Source organism: Nocardiopsis sp. NPDC050513, assembly GCF_044457925.1.
Lineage (GTDB): Bacteria > Actinomycetota > Actinomycetes > Streptosporangiales > Streptosporangiaceae > Nocardiopsis.
In genome coordinates this window covers 15,161-32,473 of the sequence record NZ_JBITHK010000026.1, presented here as the reverse complement: position 1 = coordinate 32,473, position 17,313 = coordinate 15,161, and the positions used below count along the sequence as shown (strand labels likewise).

Genomic DNA, 17,313 nt, shown 5'->3' with positions numbered 1-17,313 from the left:
CGTTGGCGTAGGGGGGGGGGGGGGGGGGGGGGGGCGCGGGGGGGGGGCCCCCCCCCCCCCGGCGCGGGGGGCGCCCCCCCCCCCCCCCCGGGCCCCGGGGCCCCCCCCCCCCCCCCCCCCCCCCCCCCCCCCCCCCCCCCCCCGCGGTTCATCGGGACGACTCCTCGTCTGACGGGAACGGCGTCATCGGCTGGACCGGGAACCACGTCTCGTTCTCGGTCGGCGGGGCGACGGCGCCGCCCCGACTCAGGAAGACGTTCACGGTGGCGCCCTCGGGCAGCCGTGTGCCCGGGTCCGGGTTGACCGCCGCGACGGTGCCCTCGGGCTGCGGCGAGCGGATCCGGCTTCCGGACACGTTCACCTGGTATCCGGCGGCCCGCAGGGCCGCCACCGCGGCGTCCTCGCCCATCCCGATCACGTCGGGCACGCCGCCCTCGTCGGAGGCCGGGCTGGGCTCCTCCGTCTCCCGGGGCTGCCGCGGCGGGGCCGTGGAACCGAACTCGGACGGCGCCGAGGCCAGCTGCTCGACGTCCATGCCCTCGTGTGCGCCGAGCATCGTGTCCTGCCAGATCCGACCGGGGATCGTCGCCCCGTAGACCACCCCGTAGTAGCGGTCGCCGATGGTGACGTTGCGCAGCGGGTACCGCTGCGGACCGCGCGGGTCGCCGACGAAGATGGAGCTGGCCATCTGCGGGGTGATGCCCGCGAACCAGGCCGCGGCCGAACCGTCCGTGGTACCGGTCTTGGCGCCCGCCGGGCGGCCGATGCCCAGGCCGGTGGTGGTGCCGCCGTTGAAGGTCTGCGACAGCAGGAAGGCGACACCGTCGGCGACGTTCTCGTCGAGTCGCCGCTCGCACTCCGGCTCCATGTCGATGGTCGTGCCGGCCTGCTTGTCCACGATCCGGGTGATCGCCTGCGGCTCGCAGTAGATCCCGCCCGAGGCGAAGGTCGCGTAGGCGTTGGCGACCCGCAGCGGCGAGACCTCCTCACTGCCCAGCGTGAAGCTGTTGTTGGCCAGCGTGCGCTCGTTCTCCGTGAACTGCGTGCCGTCGGCCCGCTGCAGGCCGAGGTTCTCCGCCATCTCGATCACGTCGCACAGGCCCACCCGTCTCTGGAGCTGCGCGAAGTAGGTGTTCGAGGAGGCGCGCGTCCCCGAGATCATGTTGTGCACGCCCTCGTTGCTGTCCCCGGCGTTCGCCACGTTCCAGGGCTGGAGGGAACCGCCGTTGCAGGCGCGCTGCCCGGTCACCGTGATGCTGGCGGGCGCGGGGAACGAGGTGCCGAACGGCAGGCCCTCGTCCAGGGCGGCGGCCAGCGTGATCGGCTTGAAGGTCGACCCGGCCTGGAAGCCCGTGCTCCCGCCCCGGTCGAAGTCGGTGGCGAAGTTGATCGAGGTCTCGCCGAGTCGGCTCTCGTCCGGACCGTAGTTGCGGCTCTGCATCATGCCGAGGATGTGGCCGGTGCCCGGCTCGATGATGACCTGGGCGGCGACCTTGCGGGACTCGTTCTCCCGGGGCACCCACTCGTCCACGGCCTCCTGACCGGCACGCTGGGCCCGCGGGTCGAGGGTGGTGTGGATCTCCAGGCCCGCGGTGCGCAGCCAGCGCGCCCGCTCGGTCTCGTCGGAGCCGAACCGCTCGTCCGCCTCGATCTCCCGGATCACGTAGTCGCAGAAGAACGGCTGGTCGCTGGGGACGCAGCCGTTGGGCGGGGTGTCGAGGTCCAGGTCCATGTCCTCCTGCTTGGCCTCGTCGGCCTCCGCCTGGGTGATCGCCCCGGTGGCGACCATCCGGTCGAGCACCACGTTGCGCCGCTCGATGGTCTGCTCGGGGTAGAAGCGGGGGTTGTACAGGTAGGGGTAGCGGACCAGGCCCGCGATCGTGGCGGCCTGGTGCAGCTCCAGTTCGCTCGCGGACACCTGGAAGAAGTGCTGGGCGGCCGACTCGACCCCGTAGGCGCCGTCGCTGAAGTAGGCGATGTTGAGGTAGCCCTCGAGGATCTCGTCCTTGGTCATCCGCTGCTCCAGGGCCACGGCGTAGCGCAGCTCCCGGATCTTGCGGGCGATGCTCTCCTCGCGGGCGTGCTCCAGCTCCTCCTGCGAGGTGGCCGCCTCGATCTGGACGTTCTTCACGTACTGCTGGGTGATCGAGGAGGCGCCCTCGACGTCACCGTTGAGGGTCCGGACGGCGGCGCGGAGGGTGCCGGAGATGTCGATGCCGCCGTGCTCGTAGAACCTGGCGTCCTCGATGGCGAGGATCGCGTCGATCATGACGGGGGAGACGTCCTCGATGTCGACCAGCTCACGGTTCTGGTCGAAGATCTCCGCGATGACGTTGCCCTCGCGGTCGTAGATCGTGGAGCGTTGCGGAGGGGGAGGCGTCTCCAGCTGGCTCGGCATGTCGAGGAACCCGCTGGCGACGTTCCTCGCCGTGATGCCGATACCGCCGAGTGCCGGGAGGGTGAGCGCCGCGACGAGGAGTCCCGCGATGGCGCCGACGACGACGAGTTGACCGATTCTTTGAAGCAATGTCCCCTGACCCACCCCATCAGACTAAGTGACCACGAACGCTCGAACAGGTGTGATGTGGAACGGAGGGTGCGTGACCGTGTCGAATCGCCCGCCGGGGGTCCGGGCGAAGCCTCCGCGCCATCCTGTCACGCCCAACGTCCCCGCACGGGGAGACGGTTCCGCCCTCCCGGGTCCCTGGCGTCCGACCCCTGCGGCCCCGCCCGAGGGTTCGAGGAGGGCCCTACGTGGTACGACGCGGCGCGGGAGGATGGGGTTCGCGTCCCCGGGTGTCCGGAATCATACGATCCGATAACGGGCCGGTCCCCGGCCCGCGGCGTCACGCTCCCCAGCCGTGCTCCGGGGTCCCTCACCGCTCCCGGCTACTCCTCGGCCAGCGCCGCCCCGATGGTACGCAGCGCCGCGAGGTCATGCACGTCCTCCGGGAGGGCGGCCACCTCGGCCACACGGATCCCCCGGTGCTTCGCCAGCATCCGGTCCCGCAGGCGTGCCTCGTGTTCCCGGGTGCGCACGCGCTCCGCGTGCAGCCGCAGCGCCGCCGACGCCAGCGGATGGCTTCCCGCGCCGCGCAGCACCGCCGCCGCCTCGGCCGCCTCCGCCGCCGTGAGCCGCCGGCCCGCCCCGTCGGGGAGGGGGTGGGCGCGGTTGACCACCAGGCCGGCCAGGGGCATGGAGTCGCTGGCCAGGCGGTCGACGAAGTAGGACGCCTCCCGGAGGGCGTCGGTGTCGGGCACCGCCACCACCACGAACGCCGTCCCGGGCGCCTGGAGCAGGCGGTAGGTGCGCTCCGCGCGGGCCTGGAAACCGCCGAAGACCGTGTCGAAGGCGGCCACGAACGAGCGGAGGTCGTGGAGGAGCTGGGCGCCCACCACCTTGGTCACGACCGACGTCACCAGGGAGAACCCGGCCCCCAACAGCCGGAACGCGCCGGTGCTCGCGGGGGCGCTGAGGAACCTGATCAGCTTGCCGTCCAGGAACCTCCCGAGCCGCTTGGGGGCGTCGAGGAAGTCCAGGGCCGACCGGCTCGGCGGTGTGTCGACCACGATGAGGTCCCACGCGCCCGACTGCCGGAGCTGGCCCAGTTTCTCCATCGCCATGTACTCCTGTGTGCCGGAGAAGCTGGTGGAGAGGGTCTGGTAGAAGGGGTTGGCCAGGATCTGACGCGCGCGTTCGGGGTCGGCGTGCTCCTCGACGACCTCGTCGAAGGTCCGCTTCATGTCGAGCATCATCGCGTGCATGGCGCCCCGGGTCCCCTCGGGGAGCGGTACCGGTCGCGGGGTGTTGTCCAGCGACTCCATCCCCAGGGACTGGGCCAGCCTCCGGGCGGGGTCCACGGTGATCACCACCGCGTGCCGCCCCCGTTCGGCCGCGCGCAGGCCCAGCGCGGCGGCGGTGGTGGTCTTGCCGACCCCGCCCGCGCCGCAGCACACGACGATCCGCGTCGTCGGGTCGTCGAGCAGCGCGTCCACGTCCAGGCGCGGCGCGTTCGGCGCGTTCTCCCCGGTCGTGGTGCTCACCGGCCCATCCCCTGTTCCGTGAGCGTGTCCGCCAGCCCCTCCAGCGCCGACCGGTCCACGCCTCCCTCCAGGTAGGGGAGGTCGACCATCGGCCGGCCCAGGTCGGCGAGCCGTGCGCGGGTCCGGTGCTCCAGACCCACGCGCAGCGCGTGCGCGCGGACCTCGGCGGCCAGGGCGGCGGCGAGGTCGTCGGCGGTGCTGAGCCCCGCGGCCTTCAGGCCCGCGACCAGCTCGTCCCCGTCCAGCTCCCCGCAGGCGGCGGCGGCCAGGTCGGCCTCCTCCAGCAGGGGCGGGCGCACCATGTTCACGACCACGGAGCCGACCCGGAGCCCCAACGCGTCGATCTCGGCGATCCCGTCCCGGGTCTCCTGGGCGGGCATCTCCTCCAGCAGCGTCACGAAGTGCACGAGTGTCTGGGGGGAGCGGATCACCCCCATGACCTTGTCCGCGTGGTCGCGGACCGGACCGATCCGGGCCAACCCGGCGACCTCGGTGTTCACGTTGAGGAACCGTCCGATCCGACCGGTGGGCGGCGCGTCCAGGACGACGGCGTCGTAGTGGAAGGGCGCCGGGGCGGGGGCGGAGGAACGGCGTCGGCTCCCCGCGCGGCGGCGCACGGCCTCGGTGGCCTTGCCGGTCAGCAGGACGTCGCGCAGCCCGGGGGCGATCGTGGTCGCGAAGTCGACGGCGCCCAGCCGGTTCAGCGCCTGCCCCGCCCGCCGCATGCCGTAGAACAGCTCCAGGTACTCCAGCAGCGCGGACTCGGCGTCGGCCGCCAGGACGCACACCCGGCCGCCGCCGGGCACCGGGATCAGCTCCCGTTCCTCGTAGGGCAGCGGCGGTTCGCCCAGGAGGGTGGCCACGCCCTGTCGTCCCTCGACCTCGACCAGGAGCACCCGGCCGCCGCGCGAGGCCAGCGTCAGAGCCAGCGCCGTCGCCACCGTGGTCTTACCCGTTCCGCCCTTGCCGGTGACGATGTGCAGTCGTGCCCCGGCACGGGGTCCCGGAAGGCGCCCCGGTCCGAACTCTGCCTCGCTCACTCCTCGGAGTCTACGTCCGCGTCGACCGGCGCGGCCGGAGACGTCGGCGGAGCCGTGCCGGGGCGCCCGCGGGGGACGCGGAGGACCCGGCGGGTGAGTAAGGTGGCGGCGTTGACGTGCGGCCACGCCACGCCCCGGCGGGCCGCCGGTATCCGATGGGGGAGTTCATCATGACCAAGTGGGAGTACCAGACGGTGGCCCTGCTGTCGCACGCCACCAAACAGATCCTGGACAACTGGGGTGCGGACGGCTGGGAGCTCGTCTCCGTCGTGCCCGCGCCGCTTCCCGAGGGCACCGACCCGCGCAACCAGCAGTACGTCGCCTACATGAAGCGAGAGCTCTGATGGCCGCCACCCCCGAGGAGCGCATCGCCGAACTGGGGCTCTCCCTCCCCGACGTCGTGCCCCCGGTCGCCTCGTACACGCCGACGGTGCGCACCGGGGACCACGTGTACGTGTCCGGTCAGGTTCCCTTCGTCGACGGCGCGCTGCCCGCCACGGGCAAGGTCGGCGCCGAGGTCACCCCGGAGGCCGCCAAGGAGCTGGCCGCCCGGTGCGCGTTGAACGGCGTCGCGGCCGTCCGCGCCGAGATCGGCGACCTGTCCAGGGTGGTCCGCGTCGTGAAGCTGACCGGCTTCGTGGCGAGCACTCCGGACTTCACCGGCCAGCCCGGCGTGATCAACGGCGCCAGCGACCTCATCGGCGAGATCTTCGGTGACGCCGGGGTCCACGCACGCAGCGCGGTCGGTGTGGCGGCCCTGCCCCTGGACGCGCCGGTCGAGGTCGACATGATCGTCGAGGTCCGCTGACCGGCCGGTCCGACTCCGGCCGGCCGGGCGCCGAACCGTCGCACGACCACCCAGCACGACCACCGAGACAGGAGGGCGCGCCGATGCCCGAGCGGTCCGCGCCGAAGGGCGCCGCCGAACCCAGGCCCGCCGCCACCGTGATGCTGCTCCGGCCCGCTTCGGCCGGAGCCGGCGGCGTCGCCGGGGAGTCCGGCATGGAGGTCCTCCTCATGCGGCGGGTCCGGTCCATGGGGTTCGCGCCGGGCGCGCACGTGTTCCCGGGAGGCCTGGTGGACGAGCGCGACGCCGACGGCGGCCCGCCGTGGACGGGTCCGTCCCCGGACGAGTGGGCCCGGGTCCTGGGCACCGACGTGCGGATGGCGCGCGCCCTGGTGTGCGCGGCGGTCCGGGAGACCTTCGAGGAGACCGGTGTCCTCCTGGCGAGTGCGCCCGTGGCGGCCGGCGCGCCGGCCACCACCCTCGACACCGGCACGGAGGAGTGGGAGCGCGACCGGTCGGGACTGGTCGACCGCTCCCGCTCCTTCACCGAGGTGCTCTCCCGGCGCGGTCTGGTCGTGCGGACGGAGTGGCTGCGGGCCTGGTCGCGCTGGATCACGCCGAGGGTGGAGCCGCGCCGCTTCGACACCTGGTTCTTCGCCGCCGAACTCCCGCCCGGCCAGGAGCCCCGGTACGTCGGCGGGGAGGCCGACCTCACCCGCTGGACGGACCCGTCGGAGGCGGTCGCCGCCTGGGAGGAGGGACGCATGCCGATGCTGCCGCCCACGGTCGTCTCCTGCCGGGAGCTCGCCGCCTGCCGCACCCTCGAAGGTGTACGGACGGCGCGACGGGATATCGTCCCCATTGAACCGGACGTTCGGGATGTCGGCGGCCAGACCCGGATCGTGACCCCGGACGGGGCCCACTACCCCCTCCCGAAGCCCAACGCGACTCCCTGAGGGTCCCCACGTCACGGTGGGGCCCGCACCGGCGCGGACGGACGCGCCGCCCCCCGTGGCCGTTCCCTCCGGACCGGTCCGGCCCCTGCGAGCGAAGCGAGGTGCGATGAGGATCGACGGTTCCGGGACGCTGCGCGCCAGCTGCGTGCTGTGCCCCAACCCTGGCCCGATGACGTTGGAGGGAACCAACACCTGGATCCTGAGGGAGCCGGGGGCGCGCGGCGTGGTGGTCGTCGACCCCGGCCCGCACGACGAGCGGCACCTGGAGCGGGTGGCCCGGACGGTCCAGGAACAGGGCGCGCAGGTCCTCATGGCGATCGTGACCCACCGGCACCCGGACCACACCGAGGGCAGCCGCTACTTCTCCGAGCTGACGGGCGCTCCCGTGCACGCGGTCGACCCGGACATGCGCGTCGGCGGCGCCGGGCTGGTGGACGGCGAGGTGCTCACCGTGGACGGGCTGGCGGTGCGCGTGATCGCGACGCCGGGGCACACGGACGACTCGGTCTGCCTGCTGGTGGAGTCCGACGACGCGCTGCTGACCGGGGACACGGTCCTGGGCCACGGGACGCCGGTGATCGACGGCGACGACGGGCTCGGCCCCTACATGGAGTCGCTGTACCGGCTGCGGGAGATCGCGCGCGAGCACCAGGTGCGGACCCTGCTCCCGGGCCACGGCCCGATCCTGTCCTCGCCGCTGTCGGTGCTCAGTTCCTACATCGACCACCGCGAGTCCCGCCTGGAACAGGTGCGCACGGCGGTCCGGGCGGGCGCGACAGGGGTGGCGGAGATCGTCGACCGGGTCTACCCCGACATCTCCGAGCAGATCCGCGGCGCCGCGAGCTCGTCGGTGCGAGCGCAGCTGCGGTACCTGGCGGTGCGCGGAGAGCTGCCCGCCGAGCTGGAGGTCTAGGGCCTCCCCGGTGCGCGGGCCCGTCGCGCGGAACCGCCCCGGCACGACCGTGGCCGCCCACCCGGCGGGTGAGCGGCCACACGGAGGGTACGGCGCCGGGACCTAGCGGGCGCGGCGGCGCATGCGCTCGACGTCCAGCAGGACGACGGCCTTGGCCTCGATCCGCAGCCAGCCGCGCAGGGCGAACTCGGCCAGGGCCTTGTTCACGGTCTCGCGGGAGGCGCCGACGAGCTGGGCGAGCTCCTCCTGGGTGAGGTCGTGGTGGACGTGCAGGCCGTCCTCGCCCTCCTTGCCGAACTTGTCGGCGAGCTCCAGCAGCGCCTTGGCGACGCGGCCGGGCACGTCGGTGAAGACCAGGTCGGCCATCACGTCGTTGGTGCGGCGCAGCCGGGCGGCCAGCGACTTGAGCAGCTGGAGCGACACGTGCGGGCGGCTCGACAGGAAGGGGCGCAGGTCGTCGTGGCCCAGGCCGGCGAGCACGGAGTCGGTGACGGCGACGGCGCTCGCGGTGCGCGGACGCGGGTCGAAGAGCGACAGCTCGCCGAACATCTCGCTCGGGCCGAGCACGCCGAGCAGGTTCTCGCGGCCGTCCACGGCCGTGCGGGTCAGCTTCACCTTCCCGCTGAGGATCACGTAGAGCCGGTCGCCCTCGTCGCCCTCGCTGAACAGGGTCTGCCCGCGGCCGAGACGTACCTCGTTGACCGAGGCGCGGAGTCCGGCCGTGTCCTCCTCGTCCAGGGCCTCGAACAGAGGGGCCTTCCGCAGTACCTCGTTGATCTCGTCCACCACACGTCCTCCTAAAACCTGACCGCCAACAGTGTGACGTATATCGCACCCGGGTGTGAAACCAGGTCGTTGCCTCGGCTTGTCCGCCGGGAGACCACGTGCCCACAACAGCCGACGTCAGCCCAAGAGATCTTAGTCCGCATCGGTTCGTATCAGGGCGGTCCGCGCCGTGTCATCGGACATTGGTTACATAATCTCGGTCACTGGGGCACCGTGCCAGCGGATCCCTCCGAGGAAGCTCCCTCCCCGCCCGCGCACGCCGACGGCGGAACCGCCGTGCGCCTACCCTGTGACGATGCCCCGTCAGACACCAGACAGCACCGACGCGCCGAGCACCCCGACCGGGGAGAGCCGGCTCGCGTTGGTGCGCCGCGCCCGCAGGATGTACCGCGAGCTCGTGGAGCTGTACCCGGACGCGCACTGCGAACTGAACTTCACGACCCCCCTCGAACTCCTGGTCGCGACGATCCTGTCCGCCCAGTGCACGGACAAGCGGGTGAACCAGGTCACCCCCGCGCTCTTCGCGCGCTACCCGGACGCGGAGGCGTACGCGTCGGCCCGGCGCGAGGAGCTGGAGGAGATGATCCGGTCGACCGGCTTCTTCCGGGCCAAGGCCAACAGCCTCGTCGGACTGGGGCAGGCGCTGTGCGAACGACACGGCGGTGAGGTTCCGGGGAACCTCGCAGACCTGGTCAAACTACCCGGTGTAGGCAGGAAGACGGCAAACGTACTGCTCGGTAACGCCTTCGATGTGCCTGGAATCACCGTGGACACGCACTTCGGTCGGCTCGTCCGCCGCTTCCGGTGGACCGACGAGCAGGATCCGGTGAAGGTCGAGCACGCGATCGGCGAGCTCTTCCCGAGCAAGGACTGGACCATGCTGTCCCACCGTGTGGTGTGGCACGGGCGCCGGGTCTGCCACGCGCGCAGGCCCGCCTGCGGCGCCTGCGGACTGGCGCACTGGTGCCCGTCCTACGGCGAGGGCCCCACGGACGAGAAGACGGCCACCAAGCTGCTGCGGATGCGTTCGTTCGCCTGACGCGTTGTGACCCGTGTGGGCGCCGGTCGGCTGTTTGTACCCTGATCGGGTGAGTGACCGCACACTCCCGCCCCGGGTCGACCGGCCCGGTCAGCCCCACCCACACGACGGTGCTCTCGGCCCCTGGAACAGGTTTCCTCCATGAACTCGACACCGAACTGGCTCACCGCACTCGCGGACGCGGCCAGGACGATGCCCGTGCCGCGACCCATGCGTCCACCGGAGTCCGGCGGGCGCGAGTCCGCGGTCCTCATCCTGTTCGGAGAAGGGGCCGAGGGACCGGACCTGCTGCTGATCCAGCGCAACGACGGCCTGCGCAGGCACGCCGGGCAGCCCGCGTTCCCGGGCGGCCGGATCGAGCCGTCCGATCCCACACCCGAGGCCGCCGCGTTGCGCGAGGCCGCGGAGGAGACCGGCGCCGACCCCGAGGGCATCGACGTCGTCGGCCGCCTGCCCGAGCTCTACCTGAGCTACAGCGACTTCCGCGTCGCCCCCGTCCTCGCGTGGTGGCGGGAGCCCTGCGAGGTGCGCCCCGTGGACATCGGCGAGGTCGCGGCCGTCTCGCGTGTGCCGGTCGCGCACCTCGCCGACCCCGTGAACCGGGTCGAGGTGCGTTACGGCGAGGGCCGGCGCTGGGGGCCGGGCTTCCGGGTCGACGGCATGCTCGTGTGGGGATTCACCGGAGCGATCGTGGACAGCCTGCTCACTCTGGGCGGTTGGGAACTTCCCTGGCGCCGTGAGGGTCTCACCGACATGTTCGAAGCGACCCCGCACGGCCTGCGCCCCGTCGGGTAGCGCACTCACTGGAGGGGAGGGGACCGTGCTCGACGTCGTCCTGATCGTCCTGCTGCTGCTGTTCGCCGTGACGGGCTACCGGCAGGGGTTCATCGTCGGTGTCTTCAGCTTCTCGGGGTTCATCGGCGGCGGTGTCCTGGCAGCACTGACCACCCCGGGCTACATCCAGGAATGGGTGGCCGACCCCGGACGGCAGGCGCTGGTGGCCATCGCGGTGGTGTTCCTGGCGGCCGCGCTCGGTCAGTTCCTGCTGTCCTACCTGGGCACCCTGGTGCGGAACCGGGTCACGTGGGACTCGGCGCGGGTCGTGGACGCGATGGGCGGTGCCGTGGTCAGCGGGCTGTCGGTGCTGCTGGTGGCGTGGTTCATCGGGAGCACGGTCGCCAACTCCGCGCTCCCGTTCGTGGCGGAGCAGGTGCGGGACTCCCGTGTCCTGCAGTCGGTCGACACCGTGATGCCGGAGGCCGCGCGGGGCGGGTTCGCGACCTTCCGGGGCATCGTCGACCAGAGCGACTTCCCCCAGGTGTTCAGCGGGCTGGGCACCGGCGAGCTGGCCGAGGTGGAGCCGCCCGACCCGGACGTGCTCACCACCCCCGAGCTGATCGCGTCCAGCCGCAGCGTGGTCAAGGTGCTGGGGACGGCTCCGGCCTGCCAGCGGCGGGTCGAGGGGACCGGCTTCGTCTACGGCGACGACCGGATCATGACCAACGCCCACGTGGTCGCCGGGGTCACGGAGGACCTGCGGGTGGTCACGAGGGACGGGCACCAGTTGGACGCGACGCTGGTGCTCTTCGACGCACAGCAGGATCTGGCCGTCCTCGACGTCCCCGGACTCGACCTGGAGCCGCTGGAGTTCAACGGAGCGGCCGAGCAGGGCGACGACGCGGTCGTGGCCGGGTTCCCGCGCAACAGCGGCTTCACGGCCGTTCCAGCGCGTGTGAGGGCCCGTCAGACCGCGCAGGGGCCGGACTTCTACCACTCGCAACAGGTGAGCCGGGAGATCTACCAGGTGCGCGCCGTGGTGCGCCCGGGCAACTCCGGCGGGCCGCTCCTGGCGCCGGACGGCACCGTCTACGGGGTGGTGTTCGCCGCCGCGACCAACGAGGACGAGACGGGGTACGTGCTCACCGCCGACGAGGTCGCGCAGAACGCGAGCGCGGGCCTGTCGGCGACGGAGGAGGTCTCGTCGCAGGTGTGCGACTGACCCGTCGGCGCGGCGAACGGCACCGTCCTCCGCCGCCGGGGGGACCGTCTCCGGGCGAACGGCCGCGGCGCGAACCCGCGCGCCGCGGCGACGCCCGAGCACGCCCGGCACGGACACGACCGGGGGCGCCCGTCAGCAGGCGCCCCCGTGAGTCCGGTGACCTAGTTGGAGCTGGGGTCGGGTGACCGCTCGGCCGACACCGGCCAGCTCATCCGTACGATCGTGCCCTGGTCGGAGGGGTCGATCCGCACCTCGTCCGCGAGGCCGGTGATCACCGCCAGACCCAGCCCCGGGGAGAACCCGGAGATCCCGCCGGGCGGAGTGTCGTCTCCGTCGAGGAAGAGTCCGTCGAGCAGGGGGCGGTCGGCCGACTCGTGCGCGTCCTTGGCCGGGGCGCGGTCGGAGACGACGACCTCGAAGCGCTGCGCGGGGCTCCCGTTGACGCGCGGGACCTGGCCCGGCAGGCGGCCGTCGGCCTCCGACGCCGACTCGGCGCCGACGCCGTCGATCAGCTGGAGCAGGATCGGCTGTGTCGGGCAGTGCAGCTTGTGCGCGGCCACCGCCCGGGAACACGCCTCACCCACCGCCAGCCTGATCTCGTCGATCGCCGTCGCGGCGATACCGGCCCGCCGTGCGACGGTCGCGGCCATGAGCCGCGCCGTCCGCACGTGGGCCGGAAGCGCGCTGATCGTGAGCGTGATGGTTGCCATCGCTCGCTCTGGGCTACTTCGAGGAACGCTTGTCGATGGCCTTCTGCACCGAGTCGTGGATGCCGAACACCTTGGTCAGGCCGGTGATCCGGAAGATCTTGAGGATGCGCTCCTGGGTGCAGACCAGGTCGAGCGTCCCATCGTGGGCGCGGACGCGCTTGAGCCCGCCCACGAGCACGCCGAGGCCCGTCGAGTCCAGGAACTCCACCTTCTCCATGTTGACCACGAGGTGGAAGTTGCCCTTGTTGACCAGGTCGATCAGCAGCTCGCGGAGCCGGGGCGCGGTATAGACATCGATCTCACCCTCAACGACGACGATCTCGGTGTCGCCCTCGGTGTAATGATCAAGCTTCAAGTCCACTAGTCCTCCAGCGCCGAACCGCGTATAACGCGAATGGTCTCTGCCGGGCGTTACCCCACCAGCACGCATTCAACCACGGGTACAGAGTGCGTCTTCCTGCGATGCGCAGAAAAACGGTGACACCGCGCCACTCTTCCCCCGGATGCCACACTGAAACCGATGTCGGTCGGTGTCGCAACCCTCGTCGGGAGGATCGTGGGTCGGGAACGTGTCCAGTGAGGAGGGGTCTCGGATGAGGCGATCGGAGCCCATGCTCCCCGGTGTGTGGCGTGACGATACCCGGTACCCGCGGGTGACCCATATCGAGCATGTGGCCCCGGGCGACGGGGTGAGCGGGGACTGGCCGGAGTGGACCACGCCCCACCTCGTCCGACGCCTCGCGGAGCGGGGGATCACGGGTCCGTGGTCCCACCAGGCCGCGGCCGCCGGCCTCGTACGCTCGGGCAGTGATGTGATCATAGCCACGGGTACCGCCTCGGGAAAGTCGCTTGCCTTCCTTATGCCCGCGGTGGACGCGATCGACGCGGGCGGAACGGTGCTGTATCTCTCCCCGACCAAGGCGCTGGCCCAGGACCAGCTGCGGTGGATATCGGACCTCGCACTACCGGACGTGCGCGCGGCCGTGTACGACGGCGACACGTCCCCCGAGGAGCGCGCCTGGGTCCGCGAGCACGCCAACTACGTGCTGACCAATCCGGACATGCTGCACCACGGTCTCCTGCCCCGCCACGGAGCGTGGGCGCGCGTCCTGCGCAGGCTGCGCTACGTGGTGGTCGACGAGGCGCACCGGTACCGGGGCGTGTTCGGATCGCACGTGGCGCTGATCCTCCGACGGCTGCGCCGGATCTGCGCCCGCTACCGCTCCGCGCCGGTGTTCGTGCTGGCCTCGGCCACGTCGGGGAGCCCCGCCGAGAGCGCGAGCCGGCTGACCGGCGTGCCGGTCACGGCGGTCACGGAGGACGGTTCACCGCGCGCGGGGATGTCCGTGGCGCTGGTCGAGCCGGAGTTGACCGACCTGACGGGCGAGCACGGAGCTCCGGTGCGCAGGACCGCCTCGTCGCAGGCCGCTGAGATGCTCGCCGACCTGGTGCGGGACGGCGTCCGCACCCTCGTGTTCGTGCGGTCGCGGCAGGGGGCCGAGGTCGTCGCGCTGACCACCCGGCGGCTGCTGTCCGAGAGGGGTGAGCACGACCTCGCCGCGCGCGTGGCCGCCTACCGGGGCGGCTACCTGGCCGCGGACCGCCGGGAGTTGGAGGAGTCGCTGCGCACGGGGAGGATCCTCGGCCTGGCCACCACCAACGCCCTCGAACTCGGGGTGGACATCAGCGGTCTGGACGCGGTGCTCATCGCCGGGTGGCCGGGGACGCTGGCCTCGCTGTGGCAGCAGGCGGGGCGCGCGGGGCGACGCGGCGTGGAGGCGCTGGCGGTGTTCATCGCCCGCGACGACCCGCTGGACACCTACCTCGCCCACCACCCCCAGGCCATTTTCGGTCAGTCCGTAGAGGCGACCGTCCTTGATCCGGAAAACCCCCACATCCTCGGTCCGCACCTGTGCGCGGCGGCCCAGGAGCTGCCGGTCACGCCGGACGACTTCGACCTGTTCGGTCCGACGACGGAGGAGCTTCTCGGCGAACTCGTCGAGGGAAAATTGTTGAGGAAGCGCCCGAGAGGCTGGTTCTGGACGAGTAACGAACGCGCAAGTGACCTGGCCGATATCCGTGGGGCGGGCGGGCCGCCCGTGCAGATCGTCGACACGGGCAGCGGGCAGCTGCTCGGGGAGATCGACGAGGCGGCGGCGCACGGCATGGTGCACCCGGGGGCGGTGTACCTGCACCAGGGGTCGACGTTCCTCGTCGACGACCTCGACCTGGACGAGGGCGTGGCCCTCGTGCACGGCGCCGAGCCGCCGTACAGCACCTGGGCGAGGGACACGACGGACATCACGGTCACCTCGGTCCGGAGGCGGGAGACCTGGCCGAGCGGAGCGACCGTGCACTTCGGTGAGGTCGAGGTGGTCCGCCAGGTGGTGGGCTTCCTCAAACGGGACGTGCGGACGGGGTCTGTCCTGGGTGAGCAGCCCCTGGACCTGCCGGAACGAACGCTGAACACCCGCGCCGTGTGGTGGACGCTGCCGCGTGAGGGGGAGGACCGGCTGCGCGACGCGGACGTGGGCCTCCTGGGCGCGGCGCACGCGGCGGAGCACGCCTCGATCGGACTGCTGCCGCTGCTGGCCACCTGCGACCGGTCGGACATCGGCGGGGTGTCCACGGCGGTGCACACCGACACGGGGCGGCTGACGGTCTTCGTCTACGACGGGTACCAGGGCGGTGCGGGCTTCGCCGAGCGCGGCTTCGCCGCGGCGCGCCGGTGGCTCGCCGCGACCCGCGACGTGATCGCCGACTGCGAGTGCGACCGGGGGTGTCCGTCGTGCATCCAGTCGCCCAAGTGCGGGACCGGGAACGAGCCGCTGAGCAAGGCCGGTGCCCTGCGGCTGCTGGACGAGGTCCTGGCGGGGGCCGAGGACTGAGCCCGGCGGTCGGGGCTGGCCGATCCCGTCCACAGCCTGTGGACAACCGTCGCGCCAGCGGGCCGGGCGGTTGTCCACAGGCTGAGGACGGACCTTTCGCGCGGTCCCCCGGCGGCGGACCCTGGAGGAAGAGGGATGGCGCTCCGTCAACCCCTGACTCCGGGAGGTCCCATGCCTGTCGTCGCACGCCTGCTCGCACCCGCCGACGACCACGGGGTGACCACGGCCGAGTACGCCCTGTGCACGGTCTCCGTGGTCGCGTTCGCGGGTGTCCTGTACGCCATCCTCACCAGCGACACGGTGAACGCTGTCCTCACCGACCTGGTCGTCGACGCGCTGAGCTCCGGTGTCTGACCGGGGCTCGGTCACCGTGGAGACCGCCATGGTGCTGCCGTCGCTGCTGCTCGTCCTGGCCGTCCTGCTCGGCGGCGTCTCGGTGGCCGCCGCCCGTCTGGCCTGTGCCGACGCGGCGCGGGTGGGAGCCCGTGCGCTGGCCCGGGGCGAGACCGACGAGAGGGCGCGTGAGCTCGCGCTCTCCGCCGCTCCCGACACCGCCGACGTTCACCTCGCCGAGGACGCCGGGATGGCGCGGGTGACCGTCCGCGCCGAACTCCGGTGGGGGCCGGTGACGGCGCCCCCGGTCGAGGTGTCCGGGACCGCGGCCGTTCCCCTGGAACCGGGGGTGTGACCGTGTACGCCGACTCCGACGGCGGCTCCGCCACCGTTCTGACGGTGGGTCTGTGCGGGCTGCTCGTGCTGGCCGCCCTCGCCGTCCTCCACCCGGCCGCCGTACGGCTCGACCGCCACCGGGCCGCCACCGCCGCCGATCTGGCCGCGCTGGCGGCGGCCACCGGGGCGGTGCACGGAACGGAGGACGCCTGTGCCCTGGGACGTTCCACCGCCGAGGCCAACGGCGCCTCGCTCGATGCGTGCGCCGTCACCGGACTGACCGTCGAGGTGGAGACGTCGGTCCGGTCGGCCGTGCTCGATCGGCCCGTCACAGCGCGATCCCGCGCTGGGCCGGTCACGGATCCGCCGCACCCCGCTGACACGGGAGACCGTGCGCCGCGCTCCGCGAGCACCGCACGGCGATGGCCGTACCCTGCTGACGTATGGGACACCGACACCCGAGCAAGCTCAAGAACTCCGAGGTGAGCCACGCACGTGCCCGATGGTTGCTGCGGGCCGAACTGGCCTGCTGCGCCGAGTGCTGTGCCGAGGGCAACCGCGAGGCCGTGACCGACCTCGCGGAGGGCGGGGTGTTCGACTCCCTCATCACCGGTTTCGTGCTCGCCCGGGTCCAGCGGTGGTACTCCCCGAGCAGGCCGCAGCGGTACCCGGCCACGGTCTACAGCATCGCGCCCATCGACCAACGCGACTTCTGGCAGCCCACCACCCAGCACTGCATGCGGGTGTGCGTGGTGGAGGGGGCACGTGGGACCAGGGTCGACACGCGCCCCGCGCTCAAGGAGCTCATCCTGATGTCCCAGCGGGACCGGACGCTCGTCCTCGACGACATCATCGACGGGCTGTGCGAGGACGAGACCTGGTCGGGGTAGGCCGCTCCAGGGTCCGTCAGCCCTGACCGGTCGAGGAGCTCCGATCCTGCGCCGCCATCACCTGGTCAGCGTGGTCGAACGCCCAGATCCCCAGCGTCTCGATCGGAGGAAGCAGCGAGCGGCCGAGGTCCGTGAGCGCGTACTCGACGCGGGTGCCCGCGTCGGCGTGGCGGTCCACGAGCCCGTTGAACTGGAGTCGGCGGAGGGTCTCGGTGAGCACCTTCGAGCTGATCCCGCCGATCCGTTTCTGCAGCTCAGCGGGCCGCGCCGGGCCCGCGCGCAGGGCCCAGACCACCACGGCGTTCCACGTGTTGGAGAGGAGGTCGAAGGCGAGCCGGGCCTGGCAGTCGGCGAGGAATCTCTGGTCCATGGCCACCAGTGTCCTCCGCAAGCGCGCGGTCTTCGGGCCGGGCGGGGAACAGACGGCGGTGGGAGCCGTCCGGGGCCTCGGCGGACGCCGGCGGCGACGGTGCTCGGCGAACCCGGGCGGGCCGCGGGGCGGCGATGCCCCCGGACCGGAGCGGCCGATCGTCGCCGAGAGGTCGGGCCGGCCGGGTGGGGAACCTCGCGGTGCGCACGGCGGGGGACCCGT

At 72.4% G+C, this 17,313-nt stretch carries 19 protein-coding genes; 12 read left to right on the top strand and 7 right to left on the bottom strand.

The features are described from left to right. Nucleotides 1-148 precede the first annotated feature (148 nt). From ACIBFB_RS26940 to ACIBFB_RS26930, 3 genes are all read right to left on the bottom strand, one after another. Entirely contained in the window at nucleotides 149-2,527 is a 2,379-nt protein-coding gene (locus ACIBFB_RS26940) for a transglycosylase domain-containing protein (RefSeq protein ID WP_397234918.1), read from the bottom strand. A gap of 362 nt (nucleotides 2,528-2,889) precedes the next feature. Next, complete coding sequence (locus ACIBFB_RS26935) at nucleotides 2,890-4,044, bottom strand: ArsA family ATPase (RefSeq protein WP_397234916.1); 1,155 nt, start codon at nucleotides 4,042-4,044, stop codon at nucleotides 2,890-2,892. Beyond that, nucleotides 4,041-5,084: an ArsA-related P-loop ATPase gene (locus ACIBFB_RS26930; RefSeq protein ID WP_397234914.1), complete on the bottom strand. Its 1,044-nt coding sequence runs from the start codon at nucleotides 5,082-5,084 to the stop codon at nucleotides 4,041-4,043. The genes ACIBFB_RS26935 and ACIBFB_RS26930 overlap by 4 nt, the downstream gene beginning before the upstream one ends. Nucleotides 5,085-5,254: 170 nt before the next feature. Between ACIBFB_RS26930 and ACIBFB_RS26925 the strand changes: the two genes are divergently transcribed. The 4 genes from ACIBFB_RS26925 to ACIBFB_RS26910 all read left to right on the top strand — a co-directional run bounded on the left by ACIBFB_RS26925 (nucleotide 5,255) and on the right by ACIBFB_RS26910 (nucleotide 7,740). Further along, the gene (locus tag ACIBFB_RS26925; RefSeq protein ID WP_358573863.1) at nucleotides 5,255-5,428 is read left to right on the top strand and encodes a DUF4177 domain-containing protein; all 174 of its coding nucleotides are present in this window, start codon (nucleotides 5,255-5,257) and stop codon (nucleotides 5,426-5,428) included. Continuing rightward, the gene (locus ACIBFB_RS26920; RefSeq protein ID WP_397234911.1) at nucleotides 5,428-5,892 is read left to right on the top strand and encodes a RidA family protein; all 465 of its coding nucleotides are present in this window, start codon (nucleotides 5,428-5,430) and stop codon (nucleotides 5,890-5,892) included. Before ACIBFB_RS26925 ends, ACIBFB_RS26920 begins: the two co-directional genes overlap by 1 nt. Nucleotides 5,893-5,975: 83 nt before the next feature. Continuing rightward, nucleotides 5,976-6,827, top strand: coding sequence for an NUDIX hydrolase (locus ACIBFB_RS26915; RefSeq protein WP_397234909.1), 852 nt, complete (start codon nucleotides 5,976-5,978; stop codon nucleotides 6,825-6,827). A gap of 106 nt (nucleotides 6,828-6,933) precedes the next feature. Continuing rightward, nucleotides 6,934-7,740, top strand: a complete 807-nt coding sequence (locus ACIBFB_RS26910; protein ID WP_397234907.1) for an MBL fold metallo-hydrolase — start codon at nucleotides 6,934-6,936, stop codon at nucleotides 7,738-7,740. A gap of 102 nt (nucleotides 7,741-7,842) precedes the next feature. On the opposite strand, the gene ACIBFB_RS26905 is transcribed toward ACIBFB_RS26910, so the two are convergent. Further along, nucleotides 7,843-8,517: a Crp/Fnr family transcriptional regulator gene (locus ACIBFB_RS26905; RefSeq protein WP_187347088.1), complete on the bottom strand. Its 675-nt coding sequence runs from the start codon at nucleotides 8,515-8,517 to the stop codon at nucleotides 7,843-7,845. 304 nt (nucleotides 8,518-8,821) lie between these two features. On the opposite strand from ACIBFB_RS26905, the gene nth reads away from it, so the two are divergent. From nth to ACIBFB_RS26890, 3 genes are all read left to right on the top strand, one after another. Continuing rightward, a complete protein-coding gene (nth, locus tag ACIBFB_RS26900; protein WP_397234905.1) occupies nucleotides 8,822-9,565 on the top strand; it encodes an endonuclease III in 744 nt (247 codons plus the stop codon). A 141-nt stretch (nucleotides 9,566-9,706) separates the two neighbouring features. Beyond that, the gene (locus tag ACIBFB_RS26895) at nucleotides 9,707-10,360 is read left to right on the top strand and encodes an NUDIX hydrolase (RefSeq protein ID WP_397234903.1); all 654 of its coding nucleotides are present in this window, start codon (nucleotides 9,707-9,709) and stop codon (nucleotides 10,358-10,360) included. Between the two features lie 25 nt (nucleotides 10,361-10,385). Further along, nucleotides 10,386-11,564, top strand: coding sequence for a MarP family serine protease (locus ACIBFB_RS26890; protein WP_397234901.1), 1,179 nt, complete (start codon nucleotides 10,386-10,388; stop codon nucleotides 11,562-11,564). 161 nt (nucleotides 11,565-11,725) lie between these two features. Here the strand turns inward: ACIBFB_RS26890 and ACIBFB_RS26885 are convergent, their stop codons facing one another. Continuing rightward, on the bottom strand, nucleotides 11,726-12,274 hold the full coding sequence (locus ACIBFB_RS26885) for an ATP-binding protein (RefSeq protein WP_397234899.1): 549 nt from the start codon (nucleotides 12,272-12,274) through the stop codon (nucleotides 11,726-11,728). Nucleotides 12,275-12,287: 13 nt separating this feature from the next. After that, nucleotides 12,288-12,635, bottom strand: coding sequence for an STAS domain-containing protein (locus tag ACIBFB_RS26880; protein WP_075925278.1), 348 nt, complete (start codon nucleotides 12,633-12,635; stop codon nucleotides 12,288-12,290). 232 nt (nucleotides 12,636-12,867) lie between these two features. Between ACIBFB_RS26880 and ACIBFB_RS26875 the strand changes: the two genes are divergently transcribed. The 5 genes from ACIBFB_RS26875 to ACIBFB_RS26855 all read left to right on the top strand — a co-directional run bounded on the left by ACIBFB_RS26875 (nucleotide 12,868) and on the right by ACIBFB_RS26855 (nucleotide 16,721). Continuing rightward, nucleotides 12,868-15,162 carry a DEAD/DEAH box helicase gene (locus tag ACIBFB_RS26875; protein ID WP_397234896.1) on the top strand — a complete coding sequence of 765 codons (2,295 nt, stop codon included), beginning with the start codon at nucleotides 12,868-12,870 and terminating at the stop codon, nucleotides 15,160-15,162. Nucleotides 15,163-15,333: 171 nt separating this feature from the next. After that, nucleotides 15,334-15,516, top strand: a complete 183-nt coding sequence (locus tag ACIBFB_RS26870; protein WP_397234894.1) for a DUF4244 domain-containing protein — start codon at nucleotides 15,334-15,336, stop codon at nucleotides 15,514-15,516. Next, nucleotides 15,509-15,850, top strand: a complete 342-nt coding sequence (locus ACIBFB_RS26865) for a TadE family type IV pilus minor pilin (protein ID WP_397234892.1) — start codon at nucleotides 15,509-15,511, stop codon at nucleotides 15,848-15,850. Before ACIBFB_RS26870 ends, ACIBFB_RS26865 begins: the two co-directional genes overlap by 8 nt. Beyond that, nucleotides 15,847-16,317, top strand: a complete 471-nt coding sequence (locus ACIBFB_RS26860) for an Rv3654c family TadE-like protein (RefSeq protein ID WP_397234890.1) — start codon at nucleotides 15,847-15,849, stop codon at nucleotides 16,315-16,317. The genes ACIBFB_RS26865 and ACIBFB_RS26860 overlap by 4 nt, the downstream gene beginning before the upstream one ends. Next, complete coding sequence (locus ACIBFB_RS26855) at nucleotides 16,275-16,721, top strand: hypothetical protein (protein ID WP_397234888.1); 447 nt, start codon at nucleotides 16,275-16,277, stop codon at nucleotides 16,719-16,721. The genes ACIBFB_RS26860 and ACIBFB_RS26855 overlap by 43 nt, the downstream gene beginning before the upstream one ends. 16 nt (nucleotides 16,722-16,737) lie before the next feature. On the opposite strand, the gene ACIBFB_RS26850 is transcribed toward ACIBFB_RS26855, so the two are convergent. Further along, nucleotides 16,738-17,091: a winged helix-turn-helix transcriptional regulator gene (locus ACIBFB_RS26850; RefSeq protein WP_397234886.1), complete on the bottom strand. Its 354-nt coding sequence runs from the start codon at nucleotides 17,089-17,091 to the stop codon at nucleotides 16,738-16,740. Between the last annotated feature and the right edge of the window lie 222 nt (nucleotides 17,092-17,313).